General features: G+C 39.5%; 18 protein-coding genes and 1 riboswitch. Of the genes, 14 read left to right on the plus strand and 4 right to left on the minus strand.

Annotated elements, in window-relative coordinates; genetic code table 11:
- Window positions 1–140 precede the first annotated feature (140 nt).
- The 6 genes from G602_RS0106685 to G602_RS0106710 all read left to right on the plus strand — a co-directional run bounded on the left by G602_RS0106685 (window position 141) and on the right by G602_RS0106710 (window position 6,339).
- Window positions 141–1,517, plus strand: coding sequence for an ATP-grasp domain-containing protein (locus G602_RS0106685; RefSeq protein WP_026658298.1), 1,377 nt, complete (start codon window positions 141–143; stop codon window positions 1,515–1,517).
- Between the two features lie 289 nt (window positions 1,518–1,806).
- Complete coding sequence (locus tag G602_RS0106690; protein ID WP_026658299.1) at window positions 1,807–2,172, plus strand: helix-turn-helix domain-containing protein; 366 nt, start codon at window positions 1,807–1,809, stop codon at window positions 2,170–2,172.
- A 3-nt stretch (window positions 2,173–2,175) separates the two neighbouring features.
- Entirely contained in the window at window positions 2,176–2,979 is an 804-nt protein-coding gene (locus G602_RS0106695) for an ImmA/IrrE family metallo-endopeptidase (RefSeq protein ID WP_026658300.1), read from the plus strand.
- A complete protein-coding gene (locus G602_RS0106700; protein ID WP_026658301.1) occupies window positions 2,979–3,917 on the plus strand; it encodes a hypothetical protein in 939 nt (312 codons plus the stop codon). The genes G602_RS0106695 and G602_RS0106700 overlap by 1 nt, the downstream gene beginning before the upstream one ends.
- Before the next feature lie 77 nt (window positions 3,918–3,994).
- Window positions 3,995–5,335, plus strand: coding sequence for an acylneuraminate cytidylyltransferase (locus G602_RS0106705; RefSeq protein ID WP_026658303.1), 1,341 nt, complete (start codon window positions 3,995–3,997; stop codon window positions 5,333–5,335).
- Between the two features lie 131 nt (window positions 5,336–5,466).
- Window positions 5,467–6,339 (plus strand): N-acetylneuraminate synthase family protein, encoded by an 873-nt coding sequence (locus G602_RS0106710; RefSeq protein WP_026658304.1) that lies wholly within the window; start codon window positions 5,467–5,469, stop codon window positions 6,337–6,339.
- Between the two features lie 64 nt (window positions 6,340–6,403).
- Here G602_RS0106710 and G602_RS28695 read toward each other — a convergent pair whose 3' ends face one another.
- Window positions 6,404–6,751 (minus strand): helix-turn-helix domain-containing protein, encoded by a 348-nt coding sequence (locus tag G602_RS28695; RefSeq protein WP_049945095.1) that lies wholly within the window; start codon window positions 6,749–6,751, stop codon window positions 6,404–6,406.
- A 279-nt stretch (window positions 6,752–7,030) separates the two neighbouring features.
- Between G602_RS28695 and G602_RS0106720 the strand changes: the two genes are divergently transcribed.
- Window positions 7,031–8,167, plus strand: a complete 1,137-nt coding sequence (locus G602_RS0106720) for a hypothetical protein (protein ID WP_026658305.1) — start codon at window positions 7,031–7,033, stop codon at window positions 8,165–8,167.
- Window positions 8,168–8,201: 34 nt separating this feature from the next.
- Here the strand turns inward: G602_RS0106720 and G602_RS0106725 are convergent, their stop codons facing one another.
- Window positions 8,202–9,338, minus strand: coding sequence for a DegT/DnrJ/EryC1/StrS family aminotransferase (locus G602_RS0106725; RefSeq protein WP_044931306.1), 1,137 nt, complete (start codon window positions 9,336–9,338; stop codon window positions 8,202–8,204).
- Between the two features lie 183 nt (window positions 9,339–9,521).
- Window positions 9,522–9,624, plus strand: a riboswitch (TPP riboswitch).
- Window positions 9,625–9,747: 123 nt separating this feature from the next.
- Between G602_RS0106725 and thiW the strand changes: the two genes are divergently transcribed.
- From thiW to cysS, 7 genes are all read left to right on the plus strand, one after another.
- Window positions 9,748–10,293, plus strand: a complete 546-nt coding sequence (thiW, locus tag G602_RS0106730) for an energy coupling factor transporter S component ThiW (RefSeq protein WP_026658307.1) — start codon at window positions 9,748–9,750, stop codon at window positions 10,291–10,293.
- Window positions 10,294–11,229, plus strand: coding sequence for a hydroxyethylthiazole kinase (locus tag G602_RS30880; RefSeq protein WP_049945096.1), 936 nt, complete (start codon window positions 10,294–10,296; stop codon window positions 11,227–11,229). It abuts the gene before it with no gap.
- Window positions 11,230–11,241: 12 nt separating this feature from the next.
- Window positions 11,242–11,880 carry a thiamine phosphate synthase gene (thiE, locus tag G602_RS0106740; protein ID WP_026658308.1) on the plus strand — a complete coding sequence of 213 codons (639 nt, stop codon included), beginning with the start codon at window positions 11,242–11,244 and terminating at the stop codon, window positions 11,878–11,880.
- A gap of 37 nt (window positions 11,881–11,917) precedes the next feature.
- Complete coding sequence (gene thiD / locus G602_RS31360) at window positions 11,918–12,934, plus strand: bifunctional hydroxymethylpyrimidine kinase/phosphomethylpyrimidine kinase (RefSeq protein ID WP_242835504.1); 1,017 nt, start codon at window positions 11,918–11,920, stop codon at window positions 12,932–12,934.
- Between the two features lie 638 nt (window positions 12,935–13,572).
- A complete protein-coding gene (gene thiC, locus G602_RS0106750; protein ID WP_026658309.1) occupies window positions 13,573–14,877 on the plus strand; it encodes a phosphomethylpyrimidine synthase ThiC in 1,305 nt (434 codons plus the stop codon).
- A 128-nt stretch (window positions 14,878–15,005) separates the two neighbouring features.
- Window positions 15,006–16,055: a PPC domain-containing protein gene (locus G602_RS0106755; protein WP_026658311.1), complete on the plus strand. Its 1,050-nt coding sequence runs from the start codon at window positions 15,006–15,008 to the stop codon at window positions 16,053–16,055.
- Window positions 16,056–16,389: 334 nt separating this feature from the next.
- The gene (gene cysS, locus G602_RS0106760) at window positions 16,390–17,949 is read left to right on the plus strand and encodes a cysteine--tRNA ligase (RefSeq protein ID WP_026658312.1); all 1,560 of its coding nucleotides are present in this window, start codon (window positions 16,390–16,392) and stop codon (window positions 17,947–17,949) included.
- 230 nt (window positions 17,950–18,179) lie between these two features.
- Here cysS and G602_RS0106765 read toward each other — a convergent pair whose 3' ends face one another.
- Both G602_RS0106765 and G602_RS0106770 read right to left on the minus strand, forming a co-directional pair.
- Window positions 18,180–18,815 carry a methionine ABC transporter permease gene (locus G602_RS0106765; RefSeq protein ID WP_026658313.1) on the minus strand — a complete coding sequence of 212 codons (636 nt, stop codon included), beginning with the start codon at window positions 18,813–18,815 and terminating at the stop codon, window positions 18,180–18,182.
- Window positions 18,815–19,786, minus strand: coding sequence for a methionine ABC transporter ATP-binding protein (locus G602_RS0106770; RefSeq protein WP_026658314.1), 972 nt, complete (start codon window positions 19,784–19,786; stop codon window positions 18,815–18,817). The genes G602_RS0106765 and G602_RS0106770 overlap by 1 nt, the downstream gene beginning before the upstream one ends.
- Window positions 19,787–20,486 lie beyond the last annotated feature (700 nt).

A 20,486-nucleotide genomic window follows, 5' to 3' on the forward strand; every position in this document is an offset into this window, starting at 1 on the left:
TGTAATCTATATAATTGGCATAGGATATTTTTCTAAACGGTTGTGATCAGTTTGGTTGATGATATGCCGCTAATGTACTAAAATTAGTATATGTATTAGTGTAATAGTATTTATGCATTGTGTTTTACGAGGGGGACATTTTGCAGAAAAATATACTGATATTCCCTGCGGGGACAGAAATAGCATTTGAAATACAGAATTCTCTAAAGTATTCGAAGTTCGTAAGACTCTATGGTGGGACGAGCGCGTCTGATCATGCGGAGTTTACTTACGAGCGTCTTATTGACGGTTTTCCTTACGTGGACGATGATGGTTTCCTTGATTATCTCAATAAAGTAATTGATGAAAATAAGATAGAATGTGTGTATCCTGCCCATGACAGTGTGTGTCTTTTCTTTAGTGAGCATGCGGATGAGATACATGCACAGGTGATAATTACTGATGCACATACAACCGGGATTTGTAGGTCTAAGCAGAAGACCTATGAGTTTTTTTCAGGGGAGAGTTTTGTACCTAAGAATTTTGAATCACCAGATGAAGTTACTGAATATCCTGTTTTCGTAAAGCCTGCCGTGGGACAGGGCTCTGTTGGCGCGAGGAAGGTTGATGACCGGGAGGAACTGCTCAGGGTTTTGAGGGAAAATGGTTGTGTAGATGAAGATAGGATAAAAACATCTGAAAAGGATACTAATTCTAAGAAGGAAGATAATTCTGAGAAGACAAATTCGATTAATAGTAAAAACATGGTAATATGTGAGTACCTTCCGGGGATGGAGTATACAGTCGATTGCTTCACAGATGGTGATGGTAAGTTACTGTTTTGCAGACAACGAAACAGAGAACGCATTAAAACCGGAATCAGTGTGCGCACGCGGAGTATGAATACTGATGATGCCGTGAGGACTATTGCTGAGACGCTGAATGATAAGCTATCCTTTAAAGGGGCATGGTTTTTTCAGGTAAAAAAGAAATCTAATGGCGAGTACAGACTCATGGAGGTTTCGCCCAGGATTCCGGGAACCGCAGGACTATACAGAAACTGTGGGATAAACCTTCCTATGCTGACGCTTTTTACATTCTGGGGATATCCTGTTTCGATAATTGAGAATGATTATGACATTGTTCTGGACAGGGCCTTTTACAGTGCATTCAGGATAGACTTTGAATATGATTACGTTTACCTTGATTACGACGATACGCTGACACTGGGAGATAAGGTGAATGCGGATGCGATGAGATTCTTGTACCAGGCAAAAAATGCGGGGAAGAAGATTGTTCTTTTAAGTAAGCATGCGACAGATCTTCACGTGGATCTTAAGAAGGCGGGGATTTCAGAAGAGCTTTTTGACAAGATTATTGTTCTTCGCAAGGACGAGGATAAGAGTGACTACATTACTGAGAAAAAGGCAATTTTCATTGATGATTCTTTTGCTGAGAGGAAAAGAATTAAAGAAAAATGCGGAATTCCGGTTTTTGATGTGGATATGATAGAGAGTTTGATTGATTGGAGAATGTGAATAGGGATCCCTAAGCAACATTTATTACAGTGAGGTTGCTTGGGGATTTTTTATATGGCGAAAAAGAATAAAACGCATACAATGATATAAGACAAGGGTATGATGGATGAATATGAGTGTTTATGGTAGAGAATGATTCACGAAATATCAATATATGATATATTGGCTTAACAAAACCATAGCAAGGTGATACTATAAATATGGAAAGCATAAATATAAAAGCATAGAAAAAAACGGCTAAATATAGAAGAAAATCCTAATTAGTTATTATTTTTGGAGGAATGAAGGAATGACTCTTTTTATAGAAAATGTAAATAGATATATAGATCATATGAAAATTAAACAGGTTTATTTGAGTAAAATAACCGGTATAGAAAAAAATAAACTGTCTCGTATCCTGAAGGGAACTCAGGATGAAACAGGCGCTGATATGGAAAAGATTTCAGAAGCATTAGGATATACAGTTGACTATTTTGTATCAGATGTATTTTGTTTGCCAAAGGTAACAGATTTTCAGTCTGAGAAGGTAGCTTTTTATGCGGGAGAGCCATCTGAAAAGCAGGAAAAAATTGCTAATGATCTGATAGAAATGCTGAAAAATATAGATTTGGTTCTGGGGGCTAAGAACCGATTTGACAATGTAGGTAGGATTTGAGGAATGAATGCGGATAGATTAAAAAGGATAATCAGTTATAGCAGAGAATACAGGAAAGACATAGCGGCTGATGTGAAGAAATTTTGTGCTTACGCAGGAATTGACAGCGAGAGTGAGGTCCTTAATTTTAAACAGATAGTACGAGATATCTTTTTTCGAAGAGGATATTTTTTGTTTGATATGCCTTTTGAAGATGACGAGATTGGCGGAATCTGCTACAAAGACGATGGGTTGGGATATGTTGTGATGAATACATCTCTTCCTGAAGTTAATTATACCTTTGCTCTTGCTCATGAAACATACCATGTGCTGTTTCAGGAAAGTCAGTATATATCTACTGCGGATCTGGCAGCTGATAGCTATTTTGAACATGAAGACGAGTATGTGGCAAATTTGTTTGCAAGTATGTTACTCATGCCCGAAAACAGTTTTATCAGGATGTATTCGAAATTTATACAGGAAGATAACAATTTAACAACGGCTATTATTAAGCTTATGGCATATTATAAAGTACCATATATGGCGGTTTTGATCAGGTGTCTGGAACTTGATCTTTGTGATAAGAGTGATATATCTCCTGAAGTTATTACGCTTTCACAGCTTAGGGTAAGAGAAATTATGGAAGACCTATGGCTTGATGTTGCAATTCTTGATGCATCGGCAAAAGACGATTGTAGACGAATAGAGCGTATTCTTAATGAGCATGGACAGGAAGGTGTACGGGAAGGGTATATAACGGAAAGTATATTAAAAAAAGCGCTGGCTAATGTTCAAACTCTTAGCAAAAGGATTAAGGAGGGAGTTTGATGCGGACGGTGTATACCGAAGTTCCGAAGAACTGGGAAGATATAGAGGACTATGTTCTCTGTGAAAAAGATGATTTTGTGAATAGAATTATTGGCTCAAAAAAGGTGATTTTCTATGATACCTGCTCGTTTAGATTTCACTCACATATAAAAAAGCAAGAGAGAAAATTTTTGGCGAATTATTATAAAGATGAAGGTGCACTTCTCATTATCACCAGATCTATTCTTATGGAGCTCTCTTCACACAGTGGGATTTTGAATAGGGAGTATATTGAATTTTTTAAGTTTCTTGCAGATGAGAAAATAGATGTACTGGTGCTGTATGAGGAAAGTCTTTTTGATATTCTTGCAGAATGTTTTTCAACAAATAAAAGCATTAACAGCTTTCTTACCTGGTCGGTGAGGATGATGAATTTGTCCGTCAGTTCTATTAAGAAAGCTTTTGAAGAAAATATGGTTATATACCAGACGGTAATAAATGGGAAAAGCTGTGATAAAGGAAGTGTATACAAGGAGTTTTTCTCCCTCGTGAGGTCATACAAAGAGTCCGGAGATAATCTTGGTGAAGAGTTGCTTGCTATTTGTATTCATATTTTATCGCATATACCTATGACGCCTGATGGGAAATACTGTGTCATAACTGATGATAAGGGTGGTGCCGGAATTATAGCGACTCTCATAAGGAAGACTAATAAACAATATGCCGGGGCGAAAATAATTATTTATAGTACGCCCAGAATAGTTCAGACTTTATATAACCTGAATTACGGATTAAAGAAAGGAAATATGGTTTCCATTCTTAATTGTCTGGGTGATGGCAGACTAATTATAAAAGGTGCAACAGAGTATGACTTGGATGTAAATCAGAATATAAGTGTTTCTGCTCTGGAATTGGCAGAAATGATTGAAACACCAAATGGCATAACTATATTGTTTTGAAGACTAGTCATTTGCATGGCTATATACTAAAATTAGTATATGAGTAGGCGTCTTATTGAATAAAGGAGACATTTTTTATGAATGTTGCATTTATCCCTGTGAGAGGTGGCAGTAAGTCCATACCGTTAAAAAATATAAAGCCAATTTGTGGTAAACCGCTTGTTTACTGGACAGTTAAGGCTGCCTGCGAATGTGATTATATCGATAAGGTGTATGTTGCAACGGATAGTGATGAGATCCGTGCTGCGATCAAGACGTGCTGCGATGCAGAGGGAAATGACTTTGGGCAAAGTGAATATGATGCAGATACTACAAATGTAGAAGTGTGCTCGAATGATTTGGATAAAGTGGGTAATAGGAATGCTTTTCGTAAGCTGGAGATAATTGATCGTTCTGCTGAATCCGCATCAGATACTGCATCGACTGAATTTGCGATGCTTGAGTTTGCATCAAAATATGACTTTGACAATATTGTGTTGATCCAGGCGACATCTCCGCTCTTGGCGGCAGATGATTTGAACAGGGGATTTGAAGCATTTGAAGAAGCCGGCGTGGATAGCATTCTTTCTGTTGTTAGACAGAAGCGCTTTAACTGGAGTGTGGATGAAGAAGGCTTCGCACATCCTTCCAATTATGATGTTTTCAAAAGACCGAGACGTCAGGAATTTGATGGTTACTTAGTTGAGAACGGTGCTTTTTATATCACAGAAAAAAAGTATTTGATGGAATCTAAAAACCGAGTATCCGGAAATATTAAGGCTGTTGAGATGCCCGAGGATACATTTTTTGAGATAGATGAGCCATCAGATTGGGAGATTATTGAAAGACTGATGAGGAAGCGTCTTGGCATAGCATCTGAGCATGTTGCTAATAAGCTTGCATCAGATGAATCTACATTAAAAGGTGGGAATAATATAGGACAGAATAATGATGATACTGTCCCTGAGATTAAAATGTTCCTCACCGACTGTGATGGCTGCCTCACCGATGCAGGTATGTATTATTCGCCTGAGGGTGATCTTCTGAAAAAGTACAACACGAAAGATGGTATGGGAATCAGACTTCTCCGTGAGCACGGAATTCTCGTAGGTATAGTTACGGGAGAAAATACCGATATAAATAAGAGAAGAGTCGAAAAGCTAAAAATGGATATCTACGAACCGGGTTGCAGGGATAAGCTAAGTACTGTACAGCGGCTCTGCAAGGAGCGTGGGATTGATATGCAAAATGTTGCTTTTGTTGGTGATGATGTAAATGATCTCGAGGCTATGAAAAATGTCGGTTATCCCTGCACAGTTGCTGATGGACATAAGAGTGTTAAGGCTATAGCAAAATTTATTGCAAATGAACCCGGCGGCCACGGAGCGGTGAGAGAAATTATAGACCATATACTTGGGAAGCAATTCGGAACATCATGAGTCGTATACTAGATATTCGGTATTGATTATCAGAAATCATGTTATGAAAAGAATTAGAAGATGTAGATGATTATAATAGAGCCTTTCCCCTAGGGGGAAGGTGTCAGCGAAGCTGACGGATGAGGGGAAATATGGAATACAGAAAACCAATCGTAATTGCAGAAGCCGGTTGCAACCACATGGGACAGATGGACATCGCCCATGAACTCATTAACGTTGCCGCATATTTTTGTAAAGCAGATGCCATAAAATTTCAGAAACGTTGTCCTAAGGAACTTTTGACTGAGGAGCAGTACAATGCACCTCATCCGAATCCGTATAATTCCTATGGTAAAACCTACGGCGAACACAGAGAGTTCCTGGAATTTGACGTGGATCAGCATGCACAGTTAAAAAAGTGGTGTGAGGAGGTTGGAATTATATACTCGACTTCTGTCTGGGATATGACAAGTGCCAGAGAGATTACAAGCCTTAATCCCAGATTTATAAAGATACCATCAGCCTGCAATACGCATTATGAAATGCTTGAGTGGCTCTGCGATAATTATGAGGGCGAGATGCAACTCTCTTTTGGCATGACAAAGCGTGAGGAGGAGGAGCAGATAGTTTCTCTTTTTGAAAAGAAGGGGCGCGCAAAGGACCTGATACTATATAACTGTACTTCAGGTTATCCCGTACCCTTTAAGGATGTATGTCTTCTTGAAATTACCCGTATGCGCGAGCAGTACGAGGGCAGAGTAAAGGCTATCGGTTTTTCCGGTCATCATCTTGGAATCGCTGTGGATGTAGCAGCATATACTCTTGGGGCAAGCTACATAGAAAGACATTATACGCTTGATCGTACCTGGAAGGGTACGGATCATGCGGCTTCACTAGAGCCTGATGGTATCCGTAAGCTTAAGAGAAATCTTGACGCCGTGTATGAGGCGCTTAGATACAAAGATTCTGAGATACTTCCGATTGAGGAAGAGCAGAGAAAAAAACTGAAATATAGGAAGCACTAATGATGCATATAATAATAACGGCAGGTAATGAAATAATCATTAACCTGTCGCTATTTTTATTTGATTATTTGTTTGAACTCAATTTCTTTACGTATTTATACAAACGTTCTTTTGTGTCTTCCGGGTATGATTTGTATTGCTCTATTATGAAACTTAACCTGGAATCAGAGCAGTCTACTATGTATTCTACAGGACGATCGTCATTGGTTTTTCCGGTAAGATATTCTACGGAGGTTCCCAGTGTTAAAGCCATGTTTTTTATGGCAGAGTATGAAGGGAGGCTTTCGCCGCTTTCATATCTAAAATAGACACTTTGTGAAAGATTCATTTCTTCAGCTGCATAGTTTTTACTCCAGCCTTTTTCTAATCGTTTTTCTTTCAAACGTTCTGCATTCATAATAGGTTTTCGCATCAGATTATCCTCCAAGATTATATATATTTATTATATATGTTATTGACATAGGAAATCAAATCGCATAACATATGCATATAACATATGTGATAAATATATATACATAACAAATAGTATATATATTTGAGAATTAAGGGAGGTTGATATTGGTGGTGAGCATTGTGCTGTCAGGATTTTGGGGTTTGACATGCCTTTGACATCAATGATTATGCCTGAAATTAGCATTGATCTATCATCATGGAATATGGATTATTTAATAAAGTGAGGTTGCGGTAAATCATGTTGCAATTAACGATAATAGCACCCTGGGATTTTGCTGATAAATACTGCGGAACAGAAGGCGGTCATATACTTACGGATTCCCGGGAGATAAAAGATTATTTCAGATGCACATTTATGCATGATAGTTTTGACGATATGGAGAGTACTTCAATCTATGATTTAAGAAGGGAGGTTTATAGGGATTATCTACGGCGCTTTCATGGATCAGAATTATATACTGAACCATTTGTGGTGGAAAATAAATGGATTATCAAAAGCGGAGTGATGCATTGTTTGGCGGATTCAATATATAGCGATATACTATTAGGATTGATTATTATGGCTGAGTCGGAAACTAATAAACCTCTGTTAATAAGTGATATAAATAATGTGGCACTTCGATTTCTTATAGAAAGTAAAAATGTATACGTGGCATATTATTCATGCATGGCTGATTTTGGGAGACTATGGGATATCGATGCAGATGTAGGGCGTTCTTATAAGACATCAGAAAAAGCGTTTTTGATAAATGGAAATACTGTAAGTTATGAATACATTAATGAATTAGCGAACCGTTATAAAGGATTAACAGATACAATTCTCAGTGGCTTTAAAAGATATGATAGTCGCTACATATATAAGAAAAAAGAAATACCACCACATTGTTTTATACTGTCTCTTACTAATTTTCAGAGGTATATGGATTGGGCACCTGATAATGATTATGCTGCAGGCCCGGATTGGGTTGTTAGAATATACTCCGAGGCGTTGGAAAATAGTACCATTGCTAAATATGTATCTGCAATTGTGGTCTCTAAAAGTTCGAATGGGGAGTATGGCTATAACAATGAAAGCATTTATACAAACTATGGAGGAGTTTGCAATGCTATAAATAAATTTAGAATAATGATGGATGAAAAGAAACTTGATTCATTAGCAGTAGCTATTTTTTCAAGCGATAAGATGCTGGATGATGCAGGAACATTAGATATATTAAAAGATGTTTCGTGGTATATCTTTATGGATGGTAATATGCGGTCAGTGAAAATCTGGGACGGACATAGTAGAGAAGGAAGGAGCCTTTTTTATGAAGCATTTTTATCGTATGAAATAAATAAAATGCATAATGAATTATCGACTCTGAATAATCTGTGAGGAGATCAAAGATTAAGCAGAGTCGATTACTCTTTTATTTATTCGGATTAATAACTATATCCAATATCCTATCCTGATCCTCCGGTGTCAAATCCTCAAATATAGGAAGCATAAGTACATGGTTCGCCATATCTCTTGCATTCCCCAGATCACAGTGTTTGTATTTGTTCTTAAAGCATGCCTGATCGGAGGTTATTGGATAGAAGTATTTCCTTGGATAAATATTGTGCTCCCTTAGCTTGGTGTAGAGCTCATCGCGAGTGCACTTATATCCATCCCCGATTATGATGGGGTAGTATGCATAGTTCCTGGTGGCGTCTTCGCGGGGAGTGAGGAGCCTTATTTTGGGAACACGGATAAGTGTGTTTGTATATCTTTCGTGGCACTTTTCGCGGGCACTTATTGCCTCTCCGATGTGCCTTAAATTGCACAGACCCATAATAGCGCAGAGTTCGTTCATCTTTGCATTTGCTCCGACTTCAACGACCAGCTCCTCACCTCGGATTCCGAAGTTTTTGAGGTTGTAGAGCTTTTCATATAATTCGGGATTGCTGAAAACCGCAGCACCGCCTTCCACGGTGTTGAATACCTTTGTTGCATGAAAACTGAAAACGGAAGCATGTCCCAGATTGCCGACACCGCGCAGTACTTCTTTACCATGCGAATCGGTAGAAATCATTTTTTCACCAAAAGCATGGCATGCATCGTAGATGACTTTCAGATTATATTTGTGCGCTATTTTTGAGATCGCCTCATCATTGCAGATGTTTCCGTAGACATGTACTGGCATGATTGCAACAGTTTTTTCTGTAATAAGATCTTCGATTTTTGTCTCATCTATTGTTCCGTCTTCAGGTTTGATATCACAAAAGACAGGATTGAGTTTGTTTCTGACAATCGCATGAGTTGTGGATATGAATGTGTATGGTGTGGTGATGACCTCAGAGCCTGCGGGGAATCCGAAGGACTGGAGTGTCAATTCCAGGGACATGTGACCGTTTACCATGAGGGAGACATAGGGGACATCCAAATATTGCTGGAGCTTTTTTTCCAGCTCCTTATGATATTTGCCCATGTTTGTAAGCCAGTGTGAATCCCACAATGGCTTGATGGCTTCAATATATTCTTCATATGAAGGCATTGACGACTTTGTTACAAAAATTGTTTCCATATGAAAATTGTCCCCTTGGTTTATATTTGATTTGGTTAAAAAATATACGGTTATTTATATTATATAGCCTGAATACCGTTCAAATTATTATAAAAGAATAAAAAAAATATGATTTTCTAAAGAATTTTTCACAAAATGTTATTGCGCAAAATCATTTGATGGTGTATAAAAAACTAAGAAAATTTAACAGACGGGAGCTTGTATTACAGGCTGAGAGGAAGGTGCGACCTTCGACCGAGAACCTGATTTGGATAATGCCAACGTAGGGATGCCTAGTATTGTATTAGGAGAATTCGCGGAAGCAACCGGATTGGGGGCTTCCGATTTTTTGCGTGAAATGCAGAGCCATTTAACGCAAAAATCAAGATGCAGAGCTATCTCCCTCACCGTCTGGGATTGGAGAAGAGGTATGAAAAAAAGTAACTATCTGCTTAGGATGGTGATGCTTGCCATGTTTGTGGCGTTGGGAGTTGTCATATCACCAATACTAAGAGTTGAGGGCATGTGTCCGATGGCACATCTCATCAACATCACCTGCGCGGTTTTCATGGGACCCGCATATGCGCTTCTTTGCGCACTTCTGATTGGCATTATCAGGATGCTTGTCATGGGAATTCCGCCCCTTGCTCTTACAGGGGCAGTTTTCGGAGCAACTCTTTCGGGAGTTTTCTACAAATTATCCAAAGGAAAAATAATTGCAGCTGTTCTGGGAGAAGTCATAGGAACCGGTCTTATCGGTTCTATCGTATCTTATCCAGTGATGACGTACCTTTGGGGGAAAGAAGGACTTACCTGGTTTTTCTATGTCCCTTCATTCATTATGGGTACGCTCATAGGTGGAAGTATTGCGTTTTTGCTGCTGATAAGACTTCAGGCAGCAGGTGTGTTATCTAAGATCCAAAACGCACTTAAGGACATTGATACTACAAAAGATGATAAGGAAACGGTGGCATAAATGGCAGAGCTGATCCATTGTATTACAAATCCGATTTCAATGATGCAATGTGCAAATTCAGTACTGGCACTTGGAGCAAAGCCAATTATGGCAGAGCATCCTTTGGAGGTGGGTGAAATAACATCGACAGCGTCGGCCCTTGTGTTAAATGTGGGTAATATATCGGACAGCAGAATGGAAGCCATGAGAATTTCTTTTGAAGTGGCTATGAAAAAAGGGATTCCGGTGGTGATAGATGCTGTTGGCGTAGCGTGCTCAAAGCTAAGGAGAGATTTTGTAATTGATTTACTAAGACTCCATGTAGAGACTGAAGAAAAAACATTTGATAAGTTGTTGGACAGTAAATGCAGATACCTTTCTGAAAGCATAAAGAATAAGGCCTTTTATGAGAAGCAAAGAGTCCGCCCACAGGTAAGGTTACTTCTTCTTAAAGGCAATTATTCGGAGATAAAGGCACTTGCAGAATCTTCCTACAAGGGAAAGGGTGTTGACGCTGATGTAAGTCTTGATGTGAGGGAGATAGATGATATAGCCCTTACGCTCTCTAAGCGCTATAAATCCGTGATTCTTGCGACCGGTGCAAAGGACATCATTGTAGATAGAGAGCGGACATTTTTCATAAGTAATGGTAATCCCATGATGGGACAGATTACCGGAACAGGATGCATGCTTGGAGCAATCTGCGCGACATTTTTATCAAAGGTACCCTGTGTAGGATCAGTGATTAAGGCTTGCGGGTTCTTCGGAATTGCCGGTGAGATTGCTTATGAAAAGCTCTCGGGAAAAGAAGAAATTGCAGGCGAAATTGCTTATGAAAGTCTTCCGGAAAAAGAAGGAAAAGTCGGAAGCGGAAGCTTTCTGGTGGAGCTTTTAAATGAAATCTCTCTCATGGACGAGGAGAAGACGGTGGCGATGATAAAGGTTGAAACAGCTTAGTTGGAGGAATAGGTGAAGAATTTAGAAGAAAAATTGAGATTATACCTTGTTACTAACAGCGATGGTTTGGAGGAGTCTGTTTTCCTAAGAAAAATAGAAGAGGCTATAAAAGGTGGTGTCACCATCGTGCAGATACGTGAAAAAGACAGAAGTACCAGGGAGTATATCGAACTCGCGACAAAGGTTCATGAGATAACAAGGCGTTATGATGTTCCACTTATTGTGGATGACAGAATTGATGTTGCGATGGCGGTTGGTGCTGAGGGCGTGCATCTTGGACAGAGTGATATGCCTGTGAAAATGGCAAGGGATATTCTCGGTGAAAATGTGATAATCGGCGCTACTACAAAGACTGTGGAACAGGCGAGAGAAGCCTATGAGAGCGGAGCAGATTACCTCGGAGTTGGTGCGATTTATCCTACGACGACCAAGGTGAAAACAGTGCTTACTTCAGTGGATACCTTAAAGGATATTTGTGCTTCGGCTCCTATTCCGGCTAACGCAATCGGAGGGCTTGCGAAGGACAATCTGCAGATTTTGAAAGGCGCTCCTGTTGCAGGGATATGCGTTGTGTCCGCAATTATGAAAGCTGAGGATACAAAGGAGGCAGCAGCCGGACTTCGCAGGGCTTATGAAGAGTTGGCTGTGTGAAAAACTAAAGATGCGAGAGCATTTGAAAGGGAAGAAATTGAAAGAAGATTTATCTGAAAATAGACAGGGCAGAATGACTCAAAAAACTGTCCTAACAATTGCGGGAAGTGATTCCTCCGGCGGCGCAGGAATTCAGGCTGATTTAAAGACGATAGAAGCACACGGTCTATATGGGATGAGTGTGATAACAGCACTGACAGCCCAAAATACATTGGGTATTACAGGGATTATGCCAATCAATCCTGAGTTTGTCGCAAAACAGCTTGATGCTGTTTGCAGCGATATATTGCCGGATGCAGTGAAGATTGGAATGCTTCCGGATGCCGGTGTAATGAGCGCTGTTGCTGATGCAATAGATAAATATGAATTGAAAAATGTTGTGTTGGATCCGGTTCTTAGTTCCACCTCAGGAACCCATTTTTCAGGAAAAGAAGCGTTGGAATATATGAAAGAAGAACTGTTTCCAAGAAGCATGATTATTACACCTAATATTCCGGAGGCGGAGATTTTGAGGAGAGATAAGGGGATTTCTTCAAGAGAAGATATGGTTGAAGCAGCGAAATATCTTGCTGAAAGATATGGCAGTAACGTGCTTTTAAAGGGCGGACACAGTAATTTTGATAATGATATAGCAGCAGATTTGTTGTATTACGTTCTTGATTATGACCACATTGGCCCGGAGATGTTTAAAGCAACTGAGCCTGCGAGTTCTGATAATACAGAAACAATGTATGATAGCATCAGAAAAGTAAAGGTTATAAGCGACGGATTTGCTCAAAATGATTTCCGTTTTAATGAGATAAGGTTGGAGTCCAAGCGTTACTCTTGGCTAATTGGAAAACGTTTCAATAATCCGAATACCCATGGGACAGGGTGTACTTTCTCCAGTGCCATAGCCTGCGAACTTGCTAAGGGGCTTGACCTTGAGCAGGCAGTTAAAGAAGCCAAGCTTTATATAGGAAAATGCATTGAAGCGGGGCTGAATATTGGACATGGCAGAGGCCCGCTATTACATGCTGTTGTGTCTGTGACGGATAAGAATTTCACTTTATGAAAGCATGGTGCAACAAGATGCCATTTTGTGAAGAAAGTCAGAAAATTATAGTTTTCGGACTGATATTAAATTTATTTAGCCCAATTTCTACCTTTTGAGTCCTATTGACGTAACCTGATTTTGGGTGTTATGCCACCACAAGAAAAATGGAATTGTTGACGTAATGACTAACGAAATATAAGTAAGATATTTAAGAGAATTGTTACTTGTATTACGTCGAAAATTCTACACAACCCACTGTAGACTGAAAAAATTGTTGGTAAAGACTTTTCAAATTTCATAGTTATGGGATTTCTCCGGAAAAATACGTCAAAACACAGAAAAATAAGAGACTGACATAACGAGTACGAAATAACGTAAATTTTTCAAAAATGATATTAGCCCAAAATTATGTGAAGAAGGAAAATAGACTGAAAAAACAAAAAACTAAGTGAAAATCAAATTTAAAAACTAAAAAACATGACTTAATAAGCGAAAAAACATAAAAGTAAAACGGAAAAACAAAATAATAAAACAAAAAGCAAAGACAAAAAGCAAAGACAAAAAGGAAAGACAAAAAGTAAAAACAATAAAGCAAAAAAACAACAATCTAAAAACACCTAAACAAACATAATAAATACATTAAGGAGACAATAAAAATGAGCAATTACGCAACTCAGATGGAAGCAGCAAGAAAAGGAATTATAACCCCACAGATGGAGAAAGTTGCAAGGGATGAGTATAGAACCCCTGAAGAGATAAGGGAGCTTGTGGCAAAGGGGCAGGTTGCAATATGTGCAAATAAGAATCACAAGTGTATAGATGTAAAGGGTGTAGGCTCGATGCTGCGTACAAAAATCAATGTAAACTTAGGTGTGTCAAGGGATTGCAAAGATTACAATATCGAGATGGAAAAGGTAATGGCTGCGGTAAATATGGGCGCGGATGCAATCATGGATTTATCTTCTCATGGTAATACACAGCCTTTTAGAAAAAAGCTTGTGGAGGAGTGTCCGGTAATGCTTGGGACTGTGCCGGTGTACGACAGCGTCATTCATTATCAGAGAGACTTGGCGGAACTGACAGCTAAGGACTTTATAGATGTAATAAGACTTCATGCAGAGGACGGAGTGGACTTCGTGACACTTCACTGCGGTATTACAAGGAAAACCATTGAGCAGATTAAAAAGCACAAGAGAAAAATGAATATCGTATCCCGTGGAGGTTCGCTTGTGTTTGCATGGATGAGCATGACAGGGGAAGAGAATCCTTTCTATGAATATTATGATGAGATTCTTGATATCTGCAGAGAATATGATGTGACCATATCACTTGGGGATGCCTGCAGACCCGGATGTCTTGCGGATGCCAGTGATGTATGTCAGATTGAGGAGCTTGTGAGACTTGGAGAACTCACGAAAAGAGCATGGGCAAAGGATGTTCAGGTAATGGTTGAAGGCCCCGGCCACATGCCCATGGACCAGATTGAGGCGAACATGAAAATTCAGCAGACAATCTGCATGGGAGCTCCTTTTTATGTACTGGGACCTCTTGTTACCGATATTGCACCCGGGTATGATCACATCACTTCTGCAATTGGCGGAGCAATCGCAGGTGCTGCCGGTGCAGCTTTCCTATGCTATGTGACTCCTGCTGAGCACCTGGCTCTTCCCAATGTTGATGATGTTAAGCAGGGAATCATAGCATCAAGAATTGCAGCTCATGCGGCTGATATCGCAAAGAAAATTCCTCATGCCATGGATATTGATAATGAAATGGCTGACGCACGAAAAGAGTTCGACTGGGAGAAGCAGTGGGAATGCGCACTTGACCCTGAGACAGCAAAGTCAATCAGGGCTGACAGAGCACCGGAATTTGATGATACCTGCTCAATGTGCGGCAAGTTCTGTGCGGTTCGCAGCATGAACAAAGCACTTGCAGGAGAATATATTGATATACTGTAAGCAAATATAATTACAGATGGAAAAAGATTAAGTGATATTATAAAATAATTAGGTAGATTATTTCATAATCTGCAAGGGGATTTTCTAAAGAGGGGAACTATATTATCCAAAGGGAGAAAAGGGGAAGTATGAAGAAAGTTACCAGGTTTTTATCACTTATGGTGGCTGTCGCTCTGACGGTCATCTCTTTTCACAGTACAGATTTATCAGTAAGCAGCGTAAGCGCTAAGGGCGAGAATTATCTTGATCCGATCATGATTCCGATTAATTCGACTTATCAATTATCAGCAACTGATGGGAATGGAGCTATATGGTATGCATTTGATCTTCCGCAGGATGGTGATTTAAAAGTAACCATAACAGGTGAAGTTTTTATTGATAAATTCACCACGGATCATAACTGGATCAGGAGTTGGGACAGTGTTCATAAAAATGAACCGTTTGTAAGTCATTTTTCAGCAGCAGCAGGAAGACATTATTTGAAATTGCATGCTGATGATAGTAATTCGAAGGTAAAGATAGAGTTTTCAGGCTACGGCTTTAAGGATGCCTTCGAAGATGAGTATGAGAATCCCATTACTTATGTGCCCGGAACAGAGAACAATAATGTAGTTTCATATGCTGATCCGATAGATTGGTACAAATTCGAAATTCCTGAAAATGGTAAGTACAAGATCAGCTATATTGCAAATACCGGTCAGTTCAAGTTTTATATAATGGATTCCGACTTAAAGGACTATTGGTCTGATGTACCTGTTTCCGGAAATGAGCTTCACACAAGCACAGCGTATTTCGTAGGCGGAACATACTATATTAAAATTGAGGGTGACTATGCCTCAAAGTATAAGTTCAATATTGAAAGACAGGGAATCAATCCGACAACTATCAGGAAGATCAAGTCCAATAAAAAGGGACAGGCAGAAGTTAAGTTTAAGTGTGTGGATAATGTGAATGGCTACCAGATTCGTTATTCAACCAGAAAAGACTTTACAGGCAATGTTAAGACCAAGGAGGTCAGCAGTTCTTCCTACAGTCAGCCAAAGAGCATGACGGCAACCTTGAAGAAGTTAAAGCGTCACAAGAACTACTATGTTCAGATAAGAACCTTTGAGAAGAGTAGTTCAGGGAATTACTATTTTTCAGACTGGTCAAAGGTGAAAAAAGTCAGAGTGAAATGATAATCAAAAAGCCGCACAGCAGATTTGTTGTGCGGTTCTTTATTTCATGGCTTTCTATGAAATAAAAATTGCTCAGCGAGAATGCCATAAGCGACAGTCTTTCTTATGTATGACTTTCTCATGGTTAATTGGCTGGGATTGATTATGAAAAAATGCCCATTTTTCTGTAAAAATGCATATATTTCTGCTATAATTCAGTTTGGTAAAAAAGAATTATCTATAATTGAATGGATGTTTAGTGTAACTGTTTAGTATAAAAAACTATACTAGCGTCCGGGATAGGATGACTGTGAAATTATTCTATCCGGTGAATTAAATTTGTAAGGAGTTAAAAATGGCACATAAGTTCAGTTTTTACAATACTCTCTCCAGAACAATCGAAGAGTTTATACCAAACGAAGAGGGCAAGGTTTCCATGTATACCTGTGGACCTACAGTTTACCACTTCGCACATATAGGTAATATCCGCACATACATCATGCAGGATGCGCTTATCAAGGCACTTGAATATTGTGGCTATGATGTTAAGCGTGTAATGAATATCACTGATGTCGGCCATCTTTCATCGGATGCTGACACAGGTGAAGATAAGATGCTTGCAGGTGCTAAGCGTGAGCACAAGACAGTAATGGAGATTGCTGATTTTTATACTAAGGCATTCTTCAAGGATTTCGATGCTGTCGGAAATAAGCGTCCTGAGGTTATCGAGCCTGCAACCAACTGCATACCTGAGTTCATTCACATGGTAGAGGTTCTTCTTGAGAAGGGTTATGCATATGTGGCAGGCGGAAATGTGTACTTTGATACCAGTAAGCTTGAGGACTACTACGTATTTTCATCTGCTATAGAAAAAGAGCAGCTTGCAGTCGGTGTTCGTGACGATGTTGAAGAGGACACCGCTAAGAAGAATAAGACAGACTTTGTACTGTGGTTTACAAAATCAAAGTTCGAAGATCAGGCTCTTAAGTGGGACAGCCCCTGGGGTGTTGGTTATCCTGGCTGGCATATCGAGTGCTCATGCATTTCAATGAAGCATCTTGGCGAATACATTGATATTCACTGCGGTGGTGTTGATAACATTTTCCCTCACCACACAAATGAAATTGCCCAGTCCGAGAGCTATCTTGGTCACAGATGGTGCAAATACTGGTTCCACTCAAATCACTTAAATGACAGAGCAGGGAAAATGAGTAAGTCCAAGGGAGCAGTTCTCACTGTTTCCGTTCTTCAGGAGAAGGGCTACGATCCCCTAGTTTACAGATTCTTCTGCCTGCAGTCACATTACAGAAAGCCTCTTGAGTTCTCCTTCGAGGTGCTTGATAACACAGTGACAGCCTACAATAACCTTGTTAAGAAGGTAGAGGCGCTGATTGGTTCTGATGAGAAGATAAAAGCAGCTGCTGAGAAGTTTAAGAACGAGAATGCAGGAAAGGCAAATGAAGGTGCCGGCAGCAATGAGACTTCATCAAGGGATGAGAAAAGCTTTGCTGAATTCCTTGAGGTTGTAAGAAACAGTTCTGATATAGATAAGGACGTGGTAAAGGATTTTGAGGATAAATTTGCAGATGCAATTTCAAATGACCTCAACACTTCAATGGCAGTAACACTCCTTTATGATATCCTCAAGGCTGACACAAACGCAGTTACCAAGCTTGCTGTTGTAGACAGCTTTGACAAGGTTCTTTCACTTGATCTTATCGGACATGCACTTGCGGATGATTCTGCAGATATCGATCCTGAGCTTGAAGCATTCATCAAGGATGCGATCGAGAGAAGAGCAGCTGCCAAGAAGGCAAAGGATTTTGCTACAGCAGATGCTATTCGCGACGAGCTCCTTGCTAAGGGCGTAGAGATCAAGGACACACGCGAAGGTGTTAAGTGGTCATTGGTATAATAGATTTCATATTTTTACCGACCTTCAATAGTTAGACCTGTATATCTAACGATTGGGGGTCGGTATTTTTATGTATGAAAAAATAAAAATGCGAGCTGTTTTATGTTTTTTTACGGTGAATTCATCCGGATTTAATCGTTTTTTACAATATAGTAAGTGTCATGGGCTAGAATTAATGATGATATAAAATAAAACAGGCACTGTGATTTTAAGTCACAATGCCTGTTTTTTTAGGACATCTTCTTGTACATGAAGTTTCCGAGCATCTGAATTGCCTGAACGAAAGCAATCAGTATGATTGAGCAGACAATAAGGTAGTCTGTCTTGTACTGCTGGTAACCATAGCGGATTGCGATATCACCGATACCGCCACCACCGACGGTTCCTGCCATTGCGGAGTAACCGATGAGCGAGATTACGAGGAGTACAATACCGTTCAGCATTCGCGGAATTGATTCTTTTACATAAACACGAAGGAGAATCTGGAAGTTCGATGCGCCGAAGGATCTTGCAGCCTCGACAACTCCGGGATTCGTCTCACGAAGAGCGGATTCAAAAACCCTTGCGATGAAAGGGATTGCTGAAATTGTCAGCGGAACAATTGAAGCTGTTGTTCCGATTGATTTTCCAACAACCATTCTTGTAAAAGGAATCAGAATTACCAACAGGATAATGAACGGAAAGCTTCTGAATACATTTACTATAAAACTCAGAACCTCGTAAACAAGCTTGTTGGGCTTAAGGCCGTCAGGTGCGGTCAATGTCAGGATTATTGCAGGGATAAATCCCAATACTACTGAAAAAAGTGTGGACCAGAAAACCATATAAAGGGTCTGGTTAAAAGCTTTTAAAATGATAGCTGTCATTACTTAATAACCTCCCATGTAACATCGTGTTTATCAAGAAAAGCGCATACGTTGTCCAGGTCATCAGGGTTAATGTTGAGAACAAGGCTTCCGTATACATCCTCTCGGAAATCTTCGAGCTTAGCCCAGCAGATATTGAAATCTCTGTGAAGCTCCTGGGACATCATTGTTACTATAGGACGCTGATTACCTTCACCGTAGAAGAAGAGCTTGATATTAAGCCCTGTAGCAGGAAGCTTATCACTTTCTTCTCTAAGGAAATCTCTGATTTCTTTTTCCTTAGGCCATACAAAGAGCTTCTCAGGCTGACCTACGGAGAGAACCTGTCCGTTACTAAGAAATGCAACCTTTTTACAAATCTGCTTAACAACCTCCATCTGATGAGTTACGACGATGATGGTTATTCCCATTTCCTTGTTGATCTTCTGTAAAAGAGCAAGAATTCCCTTTGTAATCTCAGGATCAAGGGCACTGGTTGCTTCATCGCAAAGAAGGAACTCGGGATCAAGCACAAGCGCTCTGGCGATAGCTACACGCTGTTTCTGACCACCGGAGAGTTCACGGGGCTTTGCGTGCACCTTTTCCTCAAGACCGACAAGCTTGATGAGTTTTAGGATTTTCTCCTTAGCCTCGGGAGTGTTGGTCTTCATGCCCCAAAACTTCATAGGCAGAGCGACATTCTGGTATACATCAAGTCTCTCAAGAAGATTGAAGCTCTGGAAAATCATACCCATACGCTTTTGCAGCTGGCGAAGAGCCTTCTTGTCTCTGATATTAACTTCCTGTCCGTCAACTGTGATAAGACCTGAATCGTAGGATTCCAAACCGTTGATACAACGAAGAAGAGTGGACTTACCGGCACCACTCTGACCAATGATACCGAAGATCTCATGATCCTCGATCTCCATGGAAATACCCTTAAGAACATCTGTATCCTTAAAGGATTTTGTTACACTTTCAATTTTAATCATTATTCAACTTCCCTAACAAATACTTTTTCTAAAAATTACCTATGTATTGTACCACAAAAAGGGGCTCAGAAATGCATTGATTATAAGATTCAAGGCATGCTTTTTGCCTTTTTTATTTCATTGCTTTCTTTTTCTTGTTTTTGGGGATATTGATTGAGTTATTGAATACATTATTGGCAGGTGTATCCTGGGGTATATTTTGTGTATTTTGGTCGTGTTTCAAGAATATATCACCCGCTAATTCCGTATTAAGCAAATTGGATGAATAAAAAACTTGCATACGAACAAAAAATATCATTATATAGTATATGGTCATTCGAAAATGTGAAAACTTTGATAAATGGATGAATTTAAATCTAAATAACAAATGTAAATAAACTAAATATTGATTTGAGGTAACCCGTTTTTTATGAAAAATGAAAAGTGGATGCACTGTATGCATAATGCCGATAATTAGTGAACGATAATATAAATTTTGAACATCCAAAAAGGTAAGAAAATAAATAATGGGTTACTATACGCGATAAAACAATAAAAACATAATGCCAAAACGATAAAATGCTGAATGTATTTCATCCGAAAAGGATAGTATCCAAAAATATTGTCAAAAGATAAAACCATATCTAAGGAATCATTATAAAAAATATACCAACAAACAGTACCCCGGAAGTGTGTGTGTTCAAATCCAATCGATTATACG

It is taken from the genome of Butyrivibrio sp. AC2005, assembly GCF_000424145.1.
Classification (GTDB): Bacteria; Bacillota; Clostridia; order Lachnospirales; family Lachnospiraceae; genus Butyrivibrio.